Here is a 23381-nt window from a genome sequence, read left to right on the forward strand (position 1 = left end):
GGGGAAAAATCATGGCAGTCCAATTTATACTGGGACGGGCAGGAACAGGGAAGACAGAATCGATCCATCGGCAGATGCAAGCCCGGCTGCGGGAAAAGCCGTTGGGTTCGCCTATGATTTTGCTCGTTCCGGAACAGGCCAGCTTTCAGGAAGAGTATGCACTCGCCACACTGCCTGAGCTGGGCGGTGTGATGGGGACACAAGTGCTCAGCTTCGGTCGATTGGCTCACAGGCTCATGCAGGAGCTGGGCGATCTGACTACCGTGCCTGTTGACGATCTGGGTAAGCATATGGTTTTGCGCATGCTTTTGGAGCGGCACAAGGAAGAGCTGAACGTATTCGGGCGCTCGGCGACACAGCCTGGGTTTGCTGCTCAGCTCGGTCGCTTGATTAGTGAGTGCAAATCGTATGGGGTATCCTTCACCCATTCCGAGAATGTGGAATGGGGAGGAGCCAATCTCAATCAAAAAATACATGACCTTCGCTTGATTATGAATGCGTACGAGGCTTACTTGTCAGAGGGATATTGCGATGCGGACGACATCCTGAACCGAGTGGCGACGATGGTGCGTGATTCCATGTACATCAAGCAGGCTGAAATATTTATCGATGGCTTTACCGGGTTTACGAATCAAGAGCTGCGCTTGATCGAGCAGCTGATGCAGCACGCCAAGCAGGTGACGATTGCGCTGACGCTTGACCCGAATGAACGTGACGCTTCAGTGGATGAACTGGGGCTGTTCCACCCTACACTGCGAACGTACCAAGCCTTGACACTGATGGCGCGTGAATCGGGTGTATCAATCGCCAAGCCGATTTTATTGACGGAGGCACAGCGATTCAACCGCAGTCCGTGGCTGCGTCAAGTCGAACAAGTGTATTTCCAATGGGGAGACCCGCCGATCCCGGATCAGCCCGGACGAGCGGACGAAGTGACGATGCTCTCAGCAGTAAACAGGCGTGCGGAGGTAGAGGCTGTGGCTTTGAAGCTCCTCGCGCTGTCGAGAGAAGAAGGGTATCGCTGGAAGGACATGGCGATTTTGCTTCGGGAAATCGGGACGTACGCAGATGAGATTTCGGCTGTGTTTACCGAATACGGCATCCCGCACTTCTTGGACCAGAAGCGCTCCGTCATGCACCATCCCTTGGTGGAGCTGGTGCGATCGGCATTGGAGGTCATTGTTACGAGGTGGCGGTACGACGCTGTTTTCCGCTGCTTGAAAACAGACCTGCTCCTTTTGGATATTACCGATGAGCATACAGCCCGGAAGGAAATCGACCGACTGGAAAACTACGTGCTGGCTCATGGTGTCTTTGGCTATCAATGGGCAGAAGAATCTGCTTGGCATTTCCGCGGGCAGGCAGGTGCCGAGGAAGATGCGCAAATTGATGAGTTGAGACGCAAATACGCAGCGCCGCTCCTGTCCTTTGAAAAAGAGATGAAGCAAGCAACGGGCAAAAACGTACAGGAAATGACCCTTGCCCTGTACAACCTTCTGATCGCGCTGGATGTGCCTAACAAGCTGGAGCACTGGCAGCGAAAGGCAGAAAATGACGGCGATCTCGATGCAGCACAGGTGCACGGACAAGTATGGACAGGATTGATCGAGCTGATGGATCAGGTCGTGGAGGTCATGGGCGACGAGAGCATGGACCTGGCGACATTTGCCCGTGTGCTCGACAGCGGTCTGGAGACGATTGAATTGGGACTCGTACCCCCAGCGTTGGATCAGGTGCTGATCGGGGCAATGGAGCGCTCACGTCAACCAGATGTCAAAGCACTGTTTTTGCTTGGTGTAAACGAGGGCATTATTCCGTTGCGTCCAAAAGAAGAAGGAATTCTGGATGAGGCGGAACGTGAGCGATTGGCTGAAATGGGCATGTCTCTGGCACCGAGTGCAAAGCAGCGGCTGATGGCTGAGCCTTACCTGTTGTACCAGGCGATGACGAGACCGTCGGAGAGGCTGATCCTGAGCTGTGCGTTGGCAGATGAAGAGGGCAAGGCCCTGTTGCCTTCCTCTGTGTTTACCCGCATCCGGGAAGTACTGCCGGATATCCCGCATCAGGTGTTTTACAATGAACCGACAGGGCAGCACGAGACAGATGCATTCCTGCTCGGACATCCGAGACGTGTGTTCCGCCACCTTTTGACGCTATTGCGATCGATGAAGAAAACAGGAGAGCTGCCAGACTTCTGGTGGGAGGTATACGACTGGTATATTCGCTCTTCTCCCGACGTCAAACGGGAGCAGTGGCTGTTGTCCGGCTTGCGTTACTTCAATCGACCGCAGGAGCTGGATTTGGAAACGAGCACGACCTTGTACGGCAAACAACTGAAAATGAGCGTATCTCGTCTGGAGCGGTTCCAGTCATGTCCGTTCTCGCATTTCTCTTCCCATGGTCTCAGATTGTCGGAGAGAACAATGTACAAGCTGGAGCGTTTCGATGTGGGAGAGCTGTTCCATGCTTCACTCAAGCGAGCTGTTGAAAAAATGAACGAAGACAATCTGGAGTGGAGCAAGCTGACGGAAGACAATAGCATGCAGCTTGCAAACGTGGTTGTAGAAGAACTGGTCCCTGCGACTCGCAGCAGCATTTTGACAAGGACAGCCCGGTATCGTTATTTGTCCGGCAAGCTGAAGCGAGCAGTTGGCCGCGCGATTTACGTACTCGGGGAGCATGCGAAGCGCAGCCGTTTTGCACCAGTAGGGCTGGAGGTTTCGTTTGGGCCGAATTCAGATTTGCCGGGATTGGCTTTAACGCTAGAAAATGGCGTGGAGCTTCAGTTAATTGGACGCATTGACCGCGTTGACCAATCACTGGATAGTGAGGTCCCGTATTTGCGCGTGATTGACTACAAGTCCAGTCCCAAGCAGCTGTCTCTTTCCGATGTGTGGAACGGTCTGAATTTGCAACTGCTCGTCTATCTCGACGTTGTCGTGGCAAATGCCGAGGAATGGCTGGGGAAAAAAGCCGAAATGGGTGGCGTTTTCTACTATCAGGTAGCCGATCCTTTTGTGACGGCAAAACGCTTGCTAACGGCTGACGAAGCGGCAAAGGAGCGGGCTAAGCGCTTGCGCATGAAAGGCTTGATGCTCGCAGACCCAGAGCTGGCTAGAATGATGGATGGCTATGTAGAGCAAGGGGCTTCAGAGCTGGTGCCATTTGAAATCAAAAAGGACGGAACGCTCTCGTCGCGTTCATCCGTGGCAACAGCCGAGCAGTTCCAAGCCTTAACCTCCTATGTTCGCGATACTGTGAAGCAAATCAGTACGCGCATGACTAACGGGGAGATCCAGATCGCGCCGTACACAAACGGGACGATGACCGCTTGTGATTACTGTTCGTACAGGCCGGTATGCAAGTTCGACGGAGATGCCGGCGGGAATGAGCACCGACAGCTTGCCAAATGGAACAACAAGCAAATTTGGAGCATGCTGGCAGAGCAGCAGATGGCAGGAGAAGGAGGAATGACCGATGGCGGATCAACAGTTGCAGGCCAAGCCTGAACAATGGACGGACGAGCAATGGCAAGCGATTATCCAGCGCGGGAATAATCTCCTGGTGGCAGCTGCGGCAGGCTCTGGGAAAACCTCAGTCCTGGTTGAGCGGATTATCCGACGCATCTTGGACGAGAAGGACCCGGTTGGAGTCGATCAGCTGTTGGTGGTTACCTTTACCAATGCGGCAGCGGCAGAGATGCGTCACCGGATCGGTGATGCATTGCGAAAAGCATTGAAAGATGACCCGCACTCTTCACATCTGCGTCGACAACTGGCACTGCTCCAGCGGGCGACGATTACGACACTTCACTCGTTTTGCTTGGGGATTTTGCGCCAGTATTACTATCTGATTGAACTCGATCCTGATTTTCGCATTGCCGATCAGATGGAAGGAGAGCTTTTGCGACAGGATGTCTTGGAGGAACAGCTGGAGAGCTGGTATGAGAATGACGCGGATTTTCATGCATTAGCTGATGTGATGCTGGACGGTCAGGACGATCATGCTCTTACCATACTGCTACTCAGGCTGTATGAGTTTTCGCGCAGTCATCCGGCACCAGAACAATGGCTCGGGGAAGCGGCTGGAATGTTTGCGGTTCACGATAAAAACGGTCTGGACGGGCTGGAGTGGACGAGAAGCGTACTGCGTTCTGTGGAGCTGGCACTCGGTGGAATGACCGCTAAGATTCGCAGGGCAGTTCTACTGGCTGGCTCACCGGAAGGACCTGCTGGCTATTTGCCTTTGCTTGAGGCGGAAGCGGCTGCCCTGCAACGTGCAGGAGCGGCTTGCAGAGATGGTTGGGAAGCGACCGTCGAAGCGGTTCGAGGGGTTGTATTTGCCAAGCTGCCTCCAGTGAAAGGCACAGATCCGCTCGTGAAGGAACAGGTGCAAGACCTGCGAAACAGTGTGAAAAAGGAACTGGCCGAGCAAATCGAGCAATACTTTTCTACGACAGCCGAGCAGTACGTCGCGGATTTGCAGCGGATTGCTCCTCACATGCAGACATTGGCCAGGCTGGTGACAGCATTTTCGGATGCGTTTCAATTGGAGAAGCGATCGCGTGGGTTGGTCGACTTTGGCGACTTGGAGCATCTGGCTCTGCGCGTTCTAACCGAAACGAATGAGTCAGGGGAGACTGTTCCTTCGTCAATCTCCACGCAATTGCGCGAACAGTTCGCTGAAGTGCTGGTAGACGAATACCAGGATATCAACCTCGTGCAGGAGACAATCCTGCAAATGGTTTCCCGAGACGGAGCGAATGGTCAGCCAGCGAATCGCTTCATGGTAGGGGATGTGAAGCAGAGTATTTATCGATTCCGCTTGGCAGAGCCGAAGCTGTTTCTCGAAAAATATGTGACGTATCAAAAAGATGGTGATGCTGATGAGGCTAGCATCGGTCGGCGTATCGATCTGGCGGCGAATTTCCGCAGTAGAAGGGAAGTCGTAGATGCCGTTAACTTTTTGTTTCGCCAGATCATGTCTCACGGGGTAGGTGAGATTGGTTATGATCCTTCGGCGGAGCTGATCAACCGCGCTTCTTATCCTGAAGCACAGCCGAACCGTTTGCAGGCAGAGATGCATTTGATCGACCGGAATACAACGATAGCAGAAGAAGGTCAGGCGGTAGCTGCAGAGGGGACAGATGAGGGTGAAGCAGGTATTCCCGAGGGAGAGTCCGTAGAGGAAGCGAGTGTTGCACAGCTGGAAGCTCGACTAATCGCCAGCCGTATTCGTCGGTGGATGGAGCCGGGCGAGGGAGAAGAGCCACTGCTCGTTTTCGATAAAAAGGCTGGGGGAATGCGCCCGCTGGCCTATCGCGATATCGTTATTTTGCTTCGTGCGACCTCAGGCTGGGGGCAGACGATGCAAGAGGAGCTGCACGCGGCAGGAATTCCCGTGTATGCCGAGCAGACTGCGGGTTATTTCGCGGCGACTGAGGTAGAAACGATGCTTTCCTTGCTGCGTGTCATTGACAACCCGCTCCAAGACATTCCATTGGCAGCTGTATTGCGGTCTCCCATCGTCGGCTTGCGGGAGGAGCAGCTTGCTCAAATCCGCATTCACTACTCGACAGGGCCATTTCATCAAGCTGTTCTCCAATATGCAGAGGAACGCCCGCCCCAAGAGTCGTGGGAGAGAAGGCTGCGACAGTTTTTTTGCCGATTGGATCTATGGCGGACAGAGGCTCGCAGAGGTGCTTTATCGGAGCTGCTGACGATGCTGTACCGGGAGACAGGCTATCTCGATTATGTGGCGGCTCTGGAAAACGGTCAGCAGAGACAGGCCAACTTGCGTGCGCTCTATGATCGGGCGAGACAATACGAAGCTGGTTCCTATCGTGGCTTGTTCCGCTTTTTGCGCTTTGTTGACCGTCTGCAAGAAGCGGGCAATGATATGGGCGAAGCAAGAACCATCGGGGAAAACGAGGATGTCGTACGCATCATGACGATCCACAAAAGTAAGGGGCTCGAGTTCCCGGTTGTTTTTGTGGCGGGCATGGGCAAGCAGTTTAATACGATGGATTTGAAGAGCCAGTTTTTGCTGCATAAAGATTTGGGCTTTGGCCCGATGGCGGTCGAGCCCTCCATGCAGCTGCGCTATCCGAGTCTGGCTGCGCTGGGCATCCGGCAAAAGCTGCGTCGGGATATGCTGGCAGAGGAAATGCGTGTGCTTTATGTGGCTTTGACGCGTGCACGCGAGAAGCTCATTCTTGTCGGTTCATCCAAGGATCTCGCCAAAAGTATGACAGACTGGGGGAGACAGGATGACAGCGAGCGGCTCAGTGACGAAGACTTGATTCAGGCAAAGGGATACCTGGATTGGGTGGGGCGTGCGATGCTGCGACATCCTGGTGCAGGATCGCTGCGGGCATATCCAGAGCAGCAAGGCTCGGGAGAAGTCGTAAGAGTCAGAAGTGTGCCGGATGATTCGGTTTGGTCGTTTCACTTCTATCAGGCAGATGAGCTCCGTGCCCAAGGAGAGTCAACCAACGACGAGGTGTCTCTGTGGGAGCGCATGACCAGACGAGAGGCGATCGCGGAACGACCGTCTGATGACGCTTTGCGAGAGATTGTCGACAGGCGTTTAGGATGGCAGGACCCGCATCCAATTGCGCCACGCGTAGCTGCGAAATGGAGTGTCAGCGAACTCAAGCGACATGCCAAAGTCAGCAAAGGCGGACAGCCGCTCACGCTGCCGTCCATTACGGAAAAGCCAAAGTTTTTGTCTGAGCAAAAATCCAATCGACTGACAGCAGCAGAAAAAGGGACAATTACGCACTTAGTGTTCCAGCATCTCGATTTGAAACGTCCGCTGGATGAAGCGGATATTCGGGAGCAGGTGACGGCACTCGCGGCACGCCGCTTTTTAACTGACGAGCAGGTACAAGCAGTAGATGTTTCGCAGATTGCCCGATTCTTCGCTGATCCTTTAGGGCAGCGAATGAAGGCGGCAGCGGTCGTGCATCGTGAATTGCCATTTACCCTCGTGTTGCCTGCTTATGAAGTAGAAGCGGAGTTGGGTGAAGAGAGCGACGAGAAGGTTGTCGTCCAAGGGGTCATTGATTGCCTGTTGGAAGAGCAGGATGGAAGTCTCGTCCTGATCGACTTCAAGACAGATTGGATGGCAAAAGAGGCCAGTGCCGCAGCCATCGAAGAGATGAAAAGAAGATACGAAGGCCAGATCAGGCTATACGTTCGGGCGATCAAGCAGATCATCAAGCCAAAAGGGAACGTGTCTAGTTATCTTTACTTACTCTCAGGTGGATTCTCTTTATCGTTTTCGGATGAAAGCATGGATTAGTATGTTGGACCGTCAGGGGTAATAGCTCTGGCGGTCTTTTTGTTTATTAGAGCTGCTGTGGTGGGGGAAGAAGCGCATTTCCAGTCTACGCTTCGGCCTACGCCCTGCAAGGGGGATTGACTGTCCGCTCCGGAATAAATGGCGGGAGCGCTTCAAACGTAGAAGTTTCGAGGAGGTAGTCCATAAGTGAAGCTTAAATTCCCCGCCATTTATTCCGGAGCTGAGGTGGGCTCCAGAGGCGCTTTGACTGGAAATGCGCTTCTTCCTACGCTGCTTTGGCTAAAAAGAATTTAAGGAAGCTACTTTGAACTGACCAACCAATATGATCTAAAAGCCCGAAGAGGATCAACACTATACGAAAGCCCTGTCACATGTTTGGAAGGAGACCGCCCGAACGAAGAGAGGATACAGACGACTGGAAAACATGATGACTGGGATTCACCCGACCACTACGGTTAGAAGACCACCACTAATGGTTTTACCAAACAAGAACGTACGTGCTATAATCATTTAAAATTTTCCTAATCTACATAATCATCATACAAAGGGTGAACTCGATGAAGATGTTTTTCCAGTATAACTGGCAGGTACGGGACGAGTGGATGGAATGGTGTAAGCAGCTTCCACCAGAAGAATTGCTGCGCGAGCGTACAGGTGGGGCTGGCACGATTTTGTACACCTTGTTTCACATTGCTGACGTCGAGTATAGCTGGCTTCGGGGTGTGCAAGGAAAGCCGGATGTTCAGGTGGCATACGAAGCATACAAGACGCTGGAAAAAGTAAAAGAGCTATCAGATGCCTGGCGCGTAGAATTGCGTGATTTCATCGAGAATTGGTCAGACGAGATGGAGAACGAATCAGTAAAGGTCGCCTGGGATGATGAACTATACACAAAGGGCGAGCTGCTTCGCCATGTCATCGCCCACGAGATTCATCACATGGGGCAGTTGTCTGTTTGGGCAAGAGAGCTCGGGATTGCTCCCGTTTCCGCCAATGTAATTGGGCGCGGATTAACGCGCAGGTAGCCCTGACAAACCTCGATCCAAGCTGTGTCTGTGCATAATTTTCCTCCATACGGATCATACTCCAACTGTTTTCAATCACATTTGGAAGTGAATGACCCGCTTGGGAGGTCGCACATGATGTCATGGAAAAATCAATTGCTGAGGAAAAAGTCAGTTACGCAAATGCTGGAGCAGGTGGATAAAACAGAGAGCTCCCTCAAAAAGTCATTAGGTGCTTTTGACCTGACAATGCTGGGCATTGGCGCGATCATGGGAACAGGGATTTTTGTGTTAACGGGAGTTGCCGCTGCCTTGCACGCTGGACCGGCACTTGTTTTGTCTTTTGTTATTGCGGCGCTTGCCTGTGTGTTTGCCGCACTCTGCTATGCAGAATTTGCTTCGACTGTTCCCGTGTCGGGAAGTGCTTATACTTACAGCTATGCGGCATTTGGGGAGTTTGTCGCTTGGATGATCGGGTGGGACTTGATTCTCGAATACGGTGTGGCTTGTGCTGCGGTGGCAAGCGGATGGTCGGGGTATGCCCAGGGATTGCTTGCCGGGTTTAACATCCACCTACCCCATGCGCTCACGAGTGCGTTTGATGCATCGAAAGGAACGATCATTGATTTACCTGCGGTCCTCATCATTGTTATCATTACAGCTTTATTGATGAAAGGGACGAAAGAGTCAGCGAGCTTGAATACTATCATGGTGTTAATAAAAGTAGCGGTAGTTATCCTGTTCCTCGTCGTTGGGGTCATGTATGTCAAGCCGGAAAACTGGAGTCCGTTCATGCCGTTTGGTTTTGCGGGAGTAGCGACTGGTGCCGCAACGGTGTTTTTTGCTTTTATCGGGTTTGATGCGGTGTCTTCTGCGGCCGAAGAAGTGCGTAATCCCCAGCGTGACATGCCAATCGGGATCATCTCTTCCTTACTCGTGTGCACGATTTTGTACATTGCGGTCTCACTGACATTGACAGGGATTGTTCCGTACCATTTGTTGAATGTCAAAAATCCGGTCGCGTTTGCGCTCAGCTATGTCAATCAGGACTGGGTAGCAGGCTTCATTTCGTTGGGAGCCATTGTCGGGATCACGACAGTTTTGTTAGTTATGATGTATGGACAAGCCCGGATGTTTTTTGCGATGAGCCGAGATGGCTTGCTCCCCGAGCTTTTCTCGCACGTACATCCCCGCACACAGGTGCCACAAAAGAGCACGCTCGTTGTGGCTGCATTAGTAGCAACCTTCGGTGGATTATTGCCCCTCTCCAGCTTGGCCCAGCTCACCAAGGTCGGTTTTCTCGGTTGGCTTTCGGTCGGAGCGATCATCTATTTTCTTTATGGGCGCAAACACAGTCGATTGGCAGCAAAGGACGACTCCTCCCAAACATAACTGGCTGGTTCATCCGTTTAGGCATGTTCTACGTGAGCATGTCTTTGTTTGCTATCTGACAAAGCGGTCCTATTCATGGTAGAGTAAAAACAACCAAAACGACAAGGGAGGGCAGGCTATGAAGCGAAAACGAGCAGATCGACCGGGTTGGAGACGCGTGAAGCGATTGGGCTACCAGCAAAAATGGGTAGAAGCTTTGTCTTTCTCAGGGTACACTGTCCGCCTGACTCTGGACGAAGTAAGTGAGCCTGCCTACATGTCTGTCGGGGATCAAACACTGTGTGTGGGCAATAGAGGATATGTGTATTTGCAGTATTTTCCCCATGGTCAAGCTTATGCGGTTACGAAAATGATGGATGAGTTGGGGAATACCGTGCAATGGTATATCGATATTTGCCGGGGACATGGCAAGGATGAGAACGGGCATATCTGGTATGACGATTTGTACCTCGACATCGTGGTACTGCCGACAGGAGAAGTATACCTGCTTGATCAGGATGAACTCGATGAGGCATTGAAAAAAGGCGTTATCACGAGCGAGGATCACCAGTTTGCCACAGAGACCGCTGATCTTTTATTACGTAATATTTTGGCGGGCAAACGGGATGACTTTGACTTTCCGAATTTTTTTGCATAAACGTATGGAAGAACGAAGGCGGTTGTTGCTTTCGTTCTTTTTTTGGTTTGACGTACCGCTTTTTTGGAGTGGAGACGGAGGAGGCCCGGAGTTTGCTCCGAGTTTTCTAATTTAGGAAGATCACGATGGATGAAAGAGTTCCTCGTCCAAAATAACTGTATTTTTATTTCGCGTGAAAAACTGTATGTTACGCCTTAAAAATGAAATACGATTTTTATGTACACAAAAACTATTTTGGAGGAGAAGTATGAAGAATTTATTTCAAGCCTTACTCGCAGTAACACTCATGTTCAGTCTAACCCTAAACAGCAACAACGTATCAGCAAAATCGGAGCAAGAAGAGCTTGGTGTACCGAATCAGTTCCTTGATGATGAGCAGCTACAGGAAATTGACGCGAAATTCAAAAGTGAATACCAACTCGATAGCACGTATATTTCCGACAACCTAATCAGTTATCCAAAGCCTGGGGATGTGTTCGTATCAGTTTCTAATCCTATTATTGCGCAGACAGATGTTCCTACAAACATTCAACCTGCGCTTACATTCTCGGTGCCAATTGCTTTTGACAATGATCCGTCAACAGTAGTATCTCTCTATAAGGTTAAAGGAAAATCACCAGTCAGCGGAAAATTGGAGATTAAAAATAACACCCTCTATATTCGTCCTGACAAGACTTTGGAATCAAATACGAAATATGCGATCGAGATCGACAAAGGAGCAATTGTAAGCACGACTGGTTCTACTAAATTGATCGATAAGTATTCAACTCAGTTTGTGACCAGCAACAACCAAGCGCCTATAGTAATCGATGTAAAGCCGTATGAAGAGGAAACAAAAGTGGATGTAAAGGCGGTGATTACAATTAAGTATGATCGCAAAGTGAAAAGTGGCACAAACGAATTCCTATTAATGGATGAAAATGCTGCGGAGGTTCCTGCAACTTTTATCGTCAAAAATGACACGGTAACGATCCAACCGAATACACCTTTAAAAAATAATGCAGAGTACCTCTTAGCGGTAGCCCAAGGAGCAGTAAAGGATACATCAGGGAATGAAAGCTATAAATATTTTTCCTTGTTTTCAACAGGCACCCCATCTGATGCAGGGGCCATTCCTAACAATCCAGAACCAATTGATCTAGAATTAGATGACATTTCAGTAGAGTTTGAGTAAAAAAATCAGTGAAGATTGGATTGAAATTTGCGACTGCTACATTAAAGGGAGACAAGTGTATAGGGTGAAATGTAAAGATAGAAGGGGTGTCTCTATTCCAGAGATGGCCCTTTTTTCCTTTTTTGAAGGAGATAAATATATGATAACGTGGGCACTCGGACATTTGGTCACTCTCGCTAATCTGAAGCGTACGGGTAGCAATTCAGCTCGTGGCGAATCGAGGATTTGCCGATTATGCCGTCCCCATTGAGCGCTCGAGGTAGGTACGTACATTAGCACAGAGCTTGCGGCGTTGTATAAAAAGCAGGAAAAAGTTGGTGCGTTTCACTTTAGACAGATCTTGATAAAAGTGACAGCGGCAGCCTAGGACCAGAAAATAATGTCCTAGACTGCCACAGATCATTACATCTCACCTGGCGTTTTCTGCCCGATGGGGGGGATATGCCGAAGCTTGATCACGGTGAGTATGGCGATCGCGATCATGAGTCCGCCGCTAACGCCCACAACAGCATGCATGCCGTCGGTAAAGGCTATCTGGGCGCCATGAAGAAGGGTTGAACCAATAGGTTCGGGTAAAGCTTTAGCCGCTGAGACTGCCCCAGCCAGACTTTCACGGTAGGCTCCGGATGTTATCGTCGTAATATCTCTCGGTATGAAGCCAGCAATTTGAGTGCGGTACACGTATGTTCCGATGCTCCCTAATACAGCGATCCCAAGTGCGAATGCGAATTCACCGCTCGTCTGCAGCAAGGACGCCGCCGAACCCGCTTTCGCTGGCGGGGCCGATCCGATAATTAGATCGCTGGACAAGCTCGCAAACGGGGCCACTCCCGCATTAAAAAAGATATAACCGACGATCAGGGTAGAGAGTCCGGATCCCGCCTCTACCTGGGACAGTAGAATACAACCAGTCGCCGAGACGGCAAGGCCAGCCCCGATAAGGTGCGACGGTCGAACTCGCCGAGCGATGATCGGCGACAACAGCATACCCGCCATCGAGGCAACCACCCCCGGAAGCATGCACATCGCTGCTGCAAGCGGCGATAGACCTTCCACGAATTGAAGATGCTGTGCGATGAAGAGCATGGAAGCGCCTGTCAAAGTGATGCCGAACAAGCCGCCTAGAGCTGTACTGAAGGCCGGGTTTGCAAATAGGCGCAAGTCCATTAGCGGATTGTCCAACCGTTGCTGCCGTCTTACGAATAACGTCCCGAAAACAACTCCAGCCGCGAGGGCAATGAGCGGCAGAGTCTGTAGACCTTGCTTAGCTATTTCCTTTAGGCTGTATATTGCCGGTAGAATGGTGCACATCGACAGCACGACGCTAGTCATATCCAAATGACCAGGTGAGGGATCCCGATATTCAGGCAGAAGATGGGACGCAGTCAACAACAGCAGCGCCATGACCGGAACCCCGAGTAGAAAAATCGAACCCCATGAAAAATGCTCCAGCATCATCCCGCCGACCACTGGGCCAAGCGCCATACCTCCCATGGAGCACATGAACCATATGCCTATGGCGAGGGAACGCTGCTTATGATCGCGGAACATATTGCTGATTAAAGCCAGGGACGAAGGCGATACCGTCGCCCCGGCTATGCCGAGCAGCGCCCGTGCTGCAATCAGCATTCCAGAGGTGTTGGAATAAGCGGCCAACACCGATGCTGCACCGAATGCCGCGGCGCCGATCATCAGCAGCTTACGGCGGCCAATCCGATCTCCGAGCGACCCCATCGTGATCAGAAAACCCGAGAGCATGAAGCCGTATATGTCCATGATCCAGAGCTGTTCTGTACTGTCAGCGCCGATAGAGACGCTTATGTGAGGAAGGGCGAGAATCATGACGGACAAGTCAATCGAAACGAGCAGTGCAGGCAATGAAAGCACGGCAAGTCCAATCCATTCGTTCAAACCGGCCCGGTTACTCGATTCAAGCGCAGCATCCTTCATTGGCCGTCCAGAACCTCTCCAAGTCGATCCAACATCACCTTTGTTCCGTGCTCACGCTGTTCAGGCGTATCGAGACCGTCTAGAAAAACACCCTGCTCGGTATAGATCAAGCGCGTGCCGCCGTCCACGGAATCGAATTCCACTGTCGTCACAGAAACAGACATCCGCTTGTCTTCCATGTCCAGCGTGTACGAGTATACAATTCGCCTATTCTCAACGATTTCCTGATAGCAGGCATCGAATGTGTAAACGGGTCCCCCAGGCGGACCACCGCGATTGAATTCGCGGCCGCCGACGCGGAAGTCGAACTCGTCGGCTTTAGGAAACCAACTGGCTTTTGCTGCTTGCCCCGCCCATGCAGCGAATACACGGGCAGGAGAATGTTTATAGTTCCTTTCGATGACAAATGTGGAATGTTTGGCAGATCTTTCACTCACTGTCGAAACCTCCTTTTCCGGGCTCTTCCGGATGCTCATCTAAATATTCACCAAGTCGGTCGAGGTGGCGATCCATACTCGATTTTCTCTCGGCGAAAAACTTCTCATGGTTCATTCTCATCGTCCGTATGATGTTCATGAAATGCTCAACGGTAAACGGTTCGTTCCTTTGCATCCGACTCGATACATTCTCAAGCTCGTGCAAGAGTTTCTGCTGCATGCGGATACTTTCTTTCAGGCTGTCTATTTGAATGGTTACAATGTCTGACAAGCTGAGCTGGTCTCCGGTCATAACGGCTTTAATCTGCTCCAGCGATAGTCCCAACTCCTTTAAGGACAAAATTTGCTGTAGGCGTGAAATGTCCTTTTCGGTGTAGAGTCGGTATCCGGATGGAGAATATCCGGATGGAGAAAACAAGCCTATCTGATCGTAGAAACGTAAAGTTCGTATCGTAATTCCTGCCATCTTCGCAAGTTCTCCGACTTTCCAATGTCGTTTCATGATCAGCCCCTTTCTTGATCGCTAGCGTTTCACCGGTAAATTCACTATAAACCGTTACGTTACGTAATGGTCAAGGATGCTTTTGAAGTTTTTCCCAATGAGAAAGTGAGCTTGCCCGTTAGCGTTTCATAACCCTAAGAGTTTAAAACTTTATTTTCTCGAAACATTTCTAAGCCCCTTCTTCCTGCTTTTTTGTTTACAATGGATAACAGGATGTTGAATTGGTTTGAAAGGATGTCGTACATGAGCAAAACAGTTGTACTGGCAGAAAAGCCTTCGGTTGGACGCGACATTGCCAAGGTATTGCAGTGTCACAAAAAAGGAAACGGCTTTTTTGAGGGAGATAAATATATCGTGACGTGGGCGCTCGGGCATTTGGTCACTCTCGCAGACCCTGAAGCGTACGGGCAGCAATTCAGCTCGTGGCGAATCGAGGATTTGCCGATTATGCCGTCCCCATTGCGCTTGGTCGTGATCAAGGAAAGCAACAGGCAATTCCAGGTCGTCAAACAACAAATGAGACGCAACGATGTCGGGCAGATCGTCATTGCGACGGATGCAGGTCGAGAAGGAGAGCTCGTTGCCCGGTGGATTCTCGAGCTGGTTCACGTGAATAAACCAATCAAGCGTCTGTGGATTTCCTCGGTGACAGATAAGGCGATTCGCGAAGGCTTCCGCAATCTGAAGGACGGCAAAAACTATGAAAACTTGTTTGCCTCCGCTGCTGCTCGTGCAGAAGCAGACTGGCTCGTTGGAATCAATGCCACCCGCGCCTTGACGTGCAAGCATAACGCCCAGCTCTCATGCGGTCGCGTCCAGACGCCAACTCTCGCCATTGTGGCAACGCGAGAAGAGGAAATTCGTCGCTTTACACCCAAGCCCTTTTACGGACTGTCTGCGGTGGCCCAGGGTCCGATTCAGCTCCAATGGCAGGATCAGCAAACGAAGGATTTCAAAACATTTTCCAAGGAAAAAGCTGATCAGCTAATGGCCGCTCTCAAACAGGAGAAAAGCGCAGAAGTCATCGAGATTACTCGTGCGCACAAAAAGACGTATGCTCCACAGCTGTACGATTTGACGGAGCTGCAACGGGATGCCAACCGGATGTTTGGCTACTCACCAAAGCAGACGCTGTCCATCATGCAAGGGCTATATGAGCATCACAAGGCAGTGACGTACCCACGAACGGACTCTCGCTATCTCTCTGCTGATATCGTCGAGACGCTGCCGGATCGAATCAAGGCTGTCCAAATGAAGCCATATGCGCCCCTCGCAGCCAGAATCCTGCGTGCGCCGATCAAAGCGAACAAATCGTTCGTGGATGACAGCAAAGTATCGGATCACCATGCGATTATCCCGACAGAGCAAGCTGTTTTTCTCGGTGATTTGAGCGATAAGGAACGTAAGATTTTTGATCTCATCGTGAAGCGCTTCCTGGCTGTGTTGCTACCTGCCTTCGAATACGAGCAAACAACCATCCAGGCGAAAATCGGGAATGAAACGTTTCTGGCAAAAGGAAAAACGGTGCTCTCCCAAGGCTGGAGAGAGGCTTATGACCACGATGTAGAAGAAGACGATGCGAAGGACGACGTAAAGGAACAAATCCTGCCTTCTCTTGCCAAAGGAGATCGCCTGCACATCCAGTCAATATCCCAGACAAAGGGCGAGACGAAGCCGCCAGAGCCTTTCACGGAAGCGAGTCTGCTGTCTGCGATGGAAAACCCGGCGAAATACATGGCAAACGAGAGCAAGGATTTGATCAAAACGATTGGGGAAACGGGCGGACTAGGTACGGTAGCAACCCGGGCGGATGTGATCGAGAAGCTGTTCAACAGCTTTTTACTAGAGAAGCGCGGCAAGCATATTTTTGTCACCGCAAAAGCCAAGCAATTGCTGGAGCTCGTCCCAGATGAAATGCAGTCGCCGACCTTGACCGCCCAATGGGAGCAAAAGCTCGGTGCCATCGCCAAAGGAAGCTTGAACAAGCGAGCGTTTATCGAAGAGATGAAAACGTACGCCAAAGAAGTCGTCCAACAGATCAAAAACAGCGATCAGACTTTCCGGCACGACAACCTGACCAGAAGCAGATGCCCGGAGTGCAATAAGTTTTTGCTGGAGGTAAACGGAAAGCGCGGCAAAATGCAGGTGTGCCAGGATCGGGAATGCGGCTATCGCAAAAGCATTGCCAAGCAGACCAATGCCAGATGTCCAAAATGCCACAAAAGATTGGAGCTGCGCGGAGAAGGGGAAGGGCAAACCTTTGTCTGTGCGTGTGGGCACAAGGAAAAACTGAAAACCTTCCAGGAGCGTCGGGATAAGGAAAAGGGCAGCAAGATTTCAAAGAAAGAAGTAGCCAAGTATTTGAAGGGGCAAGACAAGGAGCAGGACGAAGGAATCAACTCAGCGTTGAAAGACGCACTGTCCAAATTAAAGTTCGACTAAAGAGGCGTGATACAAAAGGCGGCCGACCATTCCTGTCAGCCGCCTCCTTCTATTTACTTTTTCTCCAGAATAGCAAAGTAATTTTCTTCATCATCTGCAAAGTTAAAGACACGGCCCGAAGGCATCGTCACAATTTCTCCGACTTTTACATTCTTGTTGAGCAAATCGTTCCGTAAGTCATCGATATTTTCCGAAAAGAACAGGAGCGAAGGAGTGCCAAGATTCATTCCGGGCGACATTTTCGCAACGAATTCCTTATTGTGTAGAACGATGCTTGTTTCAGCGCCTTGTGCGGGAGCAATTTCAATCCATCTCATTTCACCGTTCTTCTCTTCTGAAACCACACGGAACCCTAGTTTTTCGGTCCAAAAGTTCACTGCTTGGTCCTGGTTATTGACATACAGCATGATTTGACCGACCTTGCTAATCATCATACATTTTCCACTCCCTACATGGTATGTAAAAACCCGACGATCCTAATCCTTTCCATTCCGACGGTACCTGATACCCGATGCCAACGGACGTGGTCTAGCTTGTCTTCATCATAGCATGAATAATCAGACAGGATTTCTTTTCGATTGCGCATTTTAGAAAAAGGAATTGCATTTCGTAAAAGAGGAGCATATACTCACAATTAAAAGTGAGTAATCACTCGCTAATCAAAAAGTTCGTCTAGAGCCTGGTTCTGTGGCTTGTTTTTTTACTCATAAAAAGAAAGTGATTACTCACTCTATTATGTAGGTAGGGGGGAAGCGTTTATGAAACCGGTTGTTCGCTCTATTTGTATCGGGGGACTGTTACTGGCTTTGTCTGGCTGCAATTGGACATCCGAAAATTATCCGTCTCTGTCCGGCACAATCGAGGCCATCGAGGTGCCAATCGTAGCAGAAGTAGGCGGATTGGTGACAAACGTTACGGCAGAAGAGGGAAGTGCAGTAAAAAAAGGACAAGTGCTGGCCCAAATCGATAAACGAAGCTACCAAATTACTGTGGCAGAAGCACAGGCAGCATTGGATCAAGCGACAGCCAGACTAGAAGAGGCGAAGGCAGGTTCACGCGACACGACGATCCAAAGAAGCATAGCCAACGTCCAGCAGGCCAATGCGAATATCCAACTGGCACTAGCGAGAAAAAATCAGGCGGAAGCAGGAAAAGCACGTGCTGCTGAGCAGATGACGCAGGCAGAATCGCAATGGCAGGGGGCGCAGCAGACCCTTTTGTATCAACAAAAAAGACTCGAGGAAGCAACAGCCCTTTTCGAAAAAGGAGCAATCTCTGCCAAAGACCTCGACACGCAAAAAGAAGCAGTGAACCAGGCAAAAACGCAGGCAGATCAATGGGCGGCACAAGTAGCACAGGTACAGGCACAGTACCGTTCTGCACAAGAAGACATCGCTGCTGCTGCGGCCCAAATCGGTACAGCACAAGCCGCGCAAGCAGGAGCGCAGGCGGAGCTTGATCAGGTGAAGGAAGGAAGTACCGATTACGCGATTCGGGCACTGCTCGCCAGCCAGCAGCAGGCGAAAGCGAAACTGGATCAAGCCATATTGCAGTTGGAAAAGTCCAAGATTACGGCAACCGACGATGGGACTCTCTTGCGCTCCTCTATCGAACAGGGGGAGGTAGCCAAAGCAGGCGCCACCTTGTTTACGATGATGAAACCAGATCAGCTCGAGCTCGTCGTGTACATCCCGGAAGCACAATTGAATCGGGTGAAAAAAGGGCAAGAGGTTGGCATCAAGGTGGATGCTTATCCGGAAGAGACGTTTACTGGAACGATCAGTCGCATCTCGGAAAAAGCAGAGTTCACGCCGAAGAATGTACAAACACCTGATGAACGCACCAAGCTTGTGTTCGCTGTTACGATACACATCACAGATGGACTCGACAAAATCAAACCAGGTATGCCTGCCGATGTGCTGCTGGCAGACGAGGAGGGAGGTCAATGAACACCGCTATCCAATGCGAGCAGTTGACGAAGCGTTTTGGAGATCGGGTAGCCGTGAACAGCTTGACACTGACAGTTCCGCGAGGTTCGATTTACGGTTTTTTGGGTCCGAATGGCTCAGGGAAATCGACCACAATCCGAATGCTTTGCGGTTTGCTGACCCCGACGACGGGAAAGGGGACGGTACTTGGCTTCGATGTCATGTCACAGAGCGAGGAAATTAAGCAACGGATCGGGTATATGTCACAAAAGTTCAGCCTGTATGAAGATTTGACAGTGGAAGAAAATCTCGATTTTTATGCCGGGGTTTATCGATTAGGTGCTGGAGAACGCAAGGAGCGGAAAGCTGAACTGATTGAGATGGCAGGCCTGACAGGCAGGGAAAAGCAGCTTGCGGGATCGCTGTCTGGGGGATGGAAGCAACGCCTCGCGCTCTCCTGCGCTCTTTTGCACAAGCCGGAGCTGTTGATTTTGGACGAACCGACAGCTGGAGTCGATCCTGTTTCCCGTCGGATTTTTTGGGACGTGATTCATGAGCTGGCGAGACAGGGGATTACCGTGCTGGTGACCACACACTACATGGATGAGGCGCAGACATGTGATTGGATCGGCTTTATCTTTTTCGGCAATCTGCTGGCGGAAGGCACTCCACAAGAGTTGATCGATCGTATGGGAGTAGGCAATCTGGAGGATGTCTTCATCGATCTGGTTAGGCAGGAGGAAGCCAGACAGGCGGCGGGGGAGGGAGTCCGATGAGGCATTTTGTCTGGGAGCGTTATTGGTCTGTCGTGAAGAAGGAAGTCATCCAAATCAAGCGGGATCGACCCAGTCTGGCGATTGCGTTGGTCATGCCGCTGATGCTGCTGTTTTTGTTCGGATATGCTGTCAATACAGACGTGAATGACATCCAGATGGCCGTCTGGAATCAAAGCCCTTCTGCTGCCAGTCGAGAGCTGGTGGATCAGTTTGTCAATACGCGTGTATTTGAGGTGGCAGCCCATGTAAGTAGCTACAAGGAGATCGAAGCCATGTTAGACGATGGCTCCGTAAATGTAGCGCTCATAATCGGGCCTGACTACACCCGCAAGCGTGATCGCAATGAGCCGGTAGATGTGCAAATGCTCATTAATGGCTCCGATCCGAATATCGCCCGCACTGCGACCTCTCAAGCGCAGTTGATCGTCCAGCATCAAGCGATCACGTTGCAGGAAATGAAGCTGCAAAAACAGGGCTTGGGTGAGCTGGAACAGCCACTCGGCTTGGATACACGCGTCCTGTTTAATCCCAATATGGAGAGTATTGTCTTCAATATTCCCGGCTTAATCGGCTTGATTATGCAAAATGTGACGATGATTCTGACGGCGTTTTCCCTTGTTCGTGAGAAGGAGCGGGGAACGATGGAGCAGTTAATCGTGACCCCGATACGTCCATTGGAGCTAATGCTGGGCAAAATTACCCCATATGTAGGTGTAGGTCTCTTTTCATTTTGCCTGGTGCTATTGGTTGGAACGTATTGGTTCGGAGTACCGATCAAAGGCAGCATTTCACTTTTGGTGACTTTGTCTGTCTTGTTTTTGGTGACGACGCTTCTCTTGGGCATTTTCATTTCTACGGTGGCAAAGACCCAGCTTCAAGCGATGCAAATGGCATTTGCCTTTATCCTGCCTAGCGTGCTTCTCTCCGGCTTTATGTTCCCGCGCGATTCGATGCCGCTCGTGATACAATGGTTAGGCGGGCTCGTCCCGTTGACCTATTTTCTGGAAATCCTGCGGGGAATCTTCTTAAAGGGCGTGGACATCGATGCGCTCTGGAAGGATGTCGTCGGAATGAGCAGCTTCTGTCTCTTGATTCTGACGGTCGCTATCCTGCGATTCCGCAAGAAGATCGAATAAGAGGAGCGTAATGGGTGATGAACAAGCCGCCAACATTTGTAGAAGGCCTGTTGCAATATGTAGAAGAGTTGAAAGATGAGAGTGAGATGACGGAGAAGCAGCGAAATATTTTGCGTGCATCAGTGAAGCTGTTCGCTGAAAAAGGCTTCCATGCCAGCTCCACCTCTGAAATTGCCAAAGAAGCAGGAGTGGCAGAGGGAACGATTTTTCGCCACTACAAATCGAAAAAGGATATTTTACTCGCCGTTGTCGCACCTGTATTGGTCAAATTCGCGGCGCCGTTTATCTTGAAGGATGTCCGAGAGATATTCAAAGAACAGAACAATAAAGCATTCTCTCAAATCGTGACAGAGCTGTACCGAAACAGGATCGACCTGGTGCTGGCGAATGAAAAGCATATTCGGATTTTGCTGCAAGAAGCCTTTTTCCATGACGAAATCAGGGAAGCACTGATCGCTACGGTTTTCACGGGTGTGAAGGAGATGGCAAATAAGTTGATCGAGGCAAAGGTAGAGGTAGGCGAATTGCGCCCGCTCCCGACGCAGGCAGTCTTTCGGGCGATCCTGTCCTCGATGATCGGGCTCGTATTATTCCGGCAAGTTTTGGATACCGATGAGTTTACGCAGTTCAGCGACGACGAGCAAATCGCCCTGACCGTAGATATTTTGCTAAACGGGATTGGAAATCACTCTATCTAAATTTTTTTATCGATAAGTGAACATTTTTCTCTCTAATTGGGTATAGAAATCCCTTCTGGGAATGGTATAATTGCAAACAACTTTTTGCTGTTTTTTTGGAGGAGAGTAAACCATGCAATTGTTATCAGAGAGAGAATGGCTCGCGTATCGTGAGAAAAACAAAGATCGTGCGCGCATGCTGATTTCTTGCCCGGACCGCGCGGGGATTGTCGCGGCGGTTTCGAACTTCTTGTTCCAACAAGGAGCCAACATCGTTCAATCTGACCAGTACACGACCGATCCGGAAACAGGCCGGTTTTTCATGCGCATTGAATTCGATCTCATCAATTTGGACGAGCGCTGCGAAGAGATCAAGCAAGCATTCGGCCCAGTAGCCGAGAGCTTTGGCATGGAATGGTCGTTGGTCGAAGCGAACAAGCGCAAAAAGGTCGCATTGTTTGTTTCCAAAGAAGATCACTGTCTTTTGGAGCTCTTGTGGCGCTGGAAGTCCGGGGAGCTGTTCGCGGATATTGCGGTTGTCGTCAGCAACCATCCTGACATGCAGGAGACTGTCGAGTCCTTCGGTATTCCGTATCGTTGCATCCCAGTCACGAAGGATAACAAGCCGGAGGCAGAAGCAGCGCAGCTGGCAGCAGCAGAGGGCGTCGATCTGATCGTTCTCGCTCGCTACATGCAGATTTTGTCCCCGCGCTTTTTGGAGGACTATGCGATGCGGATTATCAATATCCACCATTCCTTCCTCCCGGCCTTTGTCGGAGCGAAGCCTTACGAGCAGGCGTACCGTCGCGGCGTGAAGCTGATCGGAGCGACGGCGCATTACGTCACGGAAGAGCTGGACGCAGGGCCGATTATCGAGCAAGACGTTCAACGTGTATCGCACCAGGAAGACGTCGAGGCACTGAAGCAGCTGGGACGTCAGGTAGAGCGTACGGTGCTTGCACGTGCAGTTCGTTGGCATCTGGAGGATCGGGTGCTGGTGTACGGCAACAAGACGATTGTGTTCCCATAAGCATTGCGCATAAGAAGAGGCCTTCCTTTTGAGGAAGAGCCTCTTTTTTCGTTTTGACTCATCCTATTTTCAAGTCAGTTTCTCCCGCTTTACCAACTCCAAAAACTGAGCAACAACAGGCCGCTGCTCTGTCTCATCGTCACGTGTGCAGACATACAAGGGACGCTTGATCTCTACCCCTGGCACGGATACTCGACCGACCTCCCCACGCTCTACCATTTCCCTGACGGCCAGAGCAGGAGCCAACATCGTCCCATATCCCGCGCGAACGGAGTGGATAGATTCGACCAGACCGTGAAACTGTATACCGATCTGTGGACGTTTCACACCATGCTCCCGACAAAGGGTAAAAAGCCAATCGCGGGTAGAGCTGCCTTGCTCCCGCAACAAAAATGGTTCCTCCACGAGCTGCTCCATACGGATATCTTTTCCTGCAAGCGGATGATGGGCGGGCAAAATAAACCAATAGGGTACATCCATCAGATGATGCCGATTGATAGGCAGCTCATCCCACGATTCCTTGATAATAACGGCCACATCGACCTCACAGCTCAAAAGCAGTTCAATGGATTGCATGGAATTACGCGTGCGAATTTCCACATCGACTCCTTCATAATCGCGCTTGTACTGAGCCAGCCACTGTGGCACGAGATAATGGGAGGGGAGATAGGTAGAAGCAATCCTTAGCCGTCCTTTCTTCCCTTGTTTGATTTCTGTCAGATGTGATTCGATTTCCCGTTCCCAGTCGTAAATGCGGCGTGATTTTTCAAAAAGAAAGCGCCCCTCATAGGTGAGGGAAATGCCGCGACCATCCGGGATGAGCAAGGTCATGTCCAATTCACTTTCAAGCTTGCGGATTTGGGCACTTACGGCAGGCTGGCTGATCGAGAGTGCGATTGCTGCTTCTGTGACACTGCCTCGTGACGCTACTTCTACGAAAATGCGAAGGGCATGTAAATTCATCCTGTACCTCGATTCATAACTTTTGTTT

At 50.7% G+C, this 23381-nt stretch carries 17 protein-coding genes; 12 read left to right on the top strand and 5 right to left on the bottom strand.

Annotated features, from left to right (window positions below; translation table 11 throughout):
* Positions 1-11 precede the first annotated feature (11 nt).
* From addB to C7R91_RS10100, 6 genes are all read left to right on the top strand, one after another.
* Complete coding sequence (gene addB / locus C7R91_RS10075) at positions 12-3509, top strand: helicase-exonuclease AddAB subunit AddB (RefSeq protein ID WP_047073272.1); 3498 nt, start codon at positions 12-14, stop codon at positions 3507-3509.
* On the top strand, positions 3478-7305 hold the full coding sequence (gene addA / locus C7R91_RS10080; RefSeq protein ID WP_047073271.1) for a helicase-exonuclease AddAB subunit AddA: 3828 nt from the start codon (positions 3478-3480) through the stop codon (positions 7303-7305). Before addB ends, addA begins: the two co-directional genes overlap by 32 nt.
* Positions 7306-7862: 557 nt before the next feature.
* Positions 7863-8330, top strand: coding sequence for a DinB family protein (locus tag C7R91_RS10085; RefSeq protein ID WP_047073269.1), 468 nt, complete (start codon positions 7863-7865; stop codon positions 8328-8330).
* A 117-nt stretch (positions 8331-8447) separates the two neighbouring features.
* Entirely contained in the window at positions 8448-9701 is a 1254-nt protein-coding gene (locus tag C7R91_RS10090) for an amino acid permease (protein ID WP_047073268.1), read from the top strand.
* 118 nt (positions 9702-9819) lie between these two features.
* Positions 9820-10338, top strand: a complete 519-nt coding sequence (locus C7R91_RS10095) for a ribonuclease FAU-1 family protein (protein ID WP_047073266.1) — start codon at positions 9820-9822, stop codon at positions 10336-10338.
* A gap of 247 nt (positions 10339-10585) precedes the next feature.
* Entirely contained in the window at positions 10586-11512 is a 927-nt protein-coding gene (locus C7R91_RS10100; protein WP_047073264.1) for an Ig-like domain-containing domain, read from the top strand.
* 402 nt (positions 11513-11914) lie between these two features.
* Here C7R91_RS10100 and C7R91_RS10110 read toward each other — a convergent pair whose 3' ends face one another.
* From C7R91_RS10110 to C7R91_RS10120, 3 genes are read right to left on the bottom strand one after another with little or no spacing between them, the layout of a single operon-like run.
* A complete protein-coding gene (locus C7R91_RS10110) occupies positions 11915-13462 on the bottom strand; it encodes an MFS transporter (RefSeq protein ID WP_047073262.1) in 1548 nt (515 codons plus the stop codon).
* Entirely contained in the window at positions 13459-13899 is a 441-nt protein-coding gene (locus tag C7R91_RS10115; protein WP_047073261.1) for an SRPBCC family protein, read from the bottom strand. Before C7R91_RS10115 ends, C7R91_RS10110 begins: the two co-directional genes overlap by 4 nt.
* Positions 13892-14401: a MerR family transcriptional regulator gene (locus C7R91_RS10120; protein WP_047073260.1), complete on the bottom strand. Its 510-nt coding sequence runs from the start codon at positions 14399-14401 to the stop codon at positions 13892-13894. The genes C7R91_RS10115 and C7R91_RS10120 overlap by 8 nt, the downstream gene beginning before the upstream one ends.
* A gap of 243 nt (positions 14402-14644) precedes the next feature.
* Here C7R91_RS10120 and C7R91_RS10125 point away from each other — a divergent pair, with 243 nt between their 5' ends.
* Positions 14645-16843, top strand: a complete 2199-nt coding sequence (locus tag C7R91_RS10125; protein WP_047073258.1) for a DNA topoisomerase III — start codon at positions 14645-14647, stop codon at positions 16841-16843.
* 53 nt (positions 16844-16896) lie between these two features.
* On the opposite strand, the gene C7R91_RS10130 is transcribed toward C7R91_RS10125, so the two are convergent.
* Positions 16897-17274 carry a VOC family protein gene (locus C7R91_RS10130; RefSeq protein WP_174769376.1) on the bottom strand — a complete coding sequence of 126 codons (378 nt, stop codon included), beginning with the start codon at positions 17272-17274 and terminating at the stop codon, positions 16897-16899.
* A gap of 327 nt (positions 17275-17601) precedes the next feature.
* On the opposite strand from C7R91_RS10130, the gene C7R91_RS10135 reads away from it, so the two are divergent.
* From C7R91_RS10135 to purU, 5 genes are all read left to right on the top strand, one after another.
* The gene (locus C7R91_RS10135) at positions 17602-18792 is read left to right on the top strand and encodes an HlyD family secretion protein (protein ID WP_047073255.1); all 1191 of its coding nucleotides are present in this window, start codon (positions 17602-17604) and stop codon (positions 18790-18792) included.
* Positions 18789-19547, top strand: coding sequence for an ABC transporter ATP-binding protein (locus C7R91_RS10140; protein ID WP_047073253.1), 759 nt, complete (start codon positions 18789-18791; stop codon positions 19545-19547). Before C7R91_RS10135 ends, C7R91_RS10140 begins: the two co-directional genes overlap by 4 nt.
* A complete protein-coding gene (locus tag C7R91_RS10145; RefSeq protein ID WP_047073251.1) occupies positions 19544-20683 on the top strand; it encodes an ABC transporter permease in 1140 nt (379 codons plus the stop codon). The genes C7R91_RS10140 and C7R91_RS10145 overlap by 4 nt, the downstream gene beginning before the upstream one ends.
* Before the next feature lie 17 nt (positions 20684-20700).
* Positions 20701-21381, top strand: coding sequence for a TetR/AcrR family transcriptional regulator (locus C7R91_RS10150; protein ID WP_047073249.1), 681 nt, complete (start codon positions 20701-20703; stop codon positions 21379-21381).
* A 112-nt stretch (positions 21382-21493) separates the two neighbouring features.
* Positions 21494-22390 (top strand): formyltetrahydrofolate deformylase, encoded by an 897-nt coding sequence (gene purU, locus C7R91_RS10155; RefSeq protein ID WP_047073247.1) that lies wholly within the window; start codon positions 21494-21496, stop codon positions 22388-22390.
* A gap of 69 nt (positions 22391-22459) precedes the next feature.
* On the opposite strand, the gene C7R91_RS10160 is transcribed toward purU, so the two are convergent.
* A complete protein-coding gene (locus C7R91_RS10160) occupies positions 22460-23353 on the bottom strand; it encodes a LysR family transcriptional regulator (RefSeq protein WP_047073245.1) in 894 nt (297 codons plus the stop codon).
* Positions 23354-23381 lie beyond the last annotated feature (28 nt).

This window comes from Brevibacillus formosus (assembly GCF_003013405.1).
GTDB classification, from domain to species: domain Bacteria; phylum Bacillota; class Bacilli; order Brevibacillales; family Brevibacillaceae; genus Brevibacillus; species Brevibacillus formosus.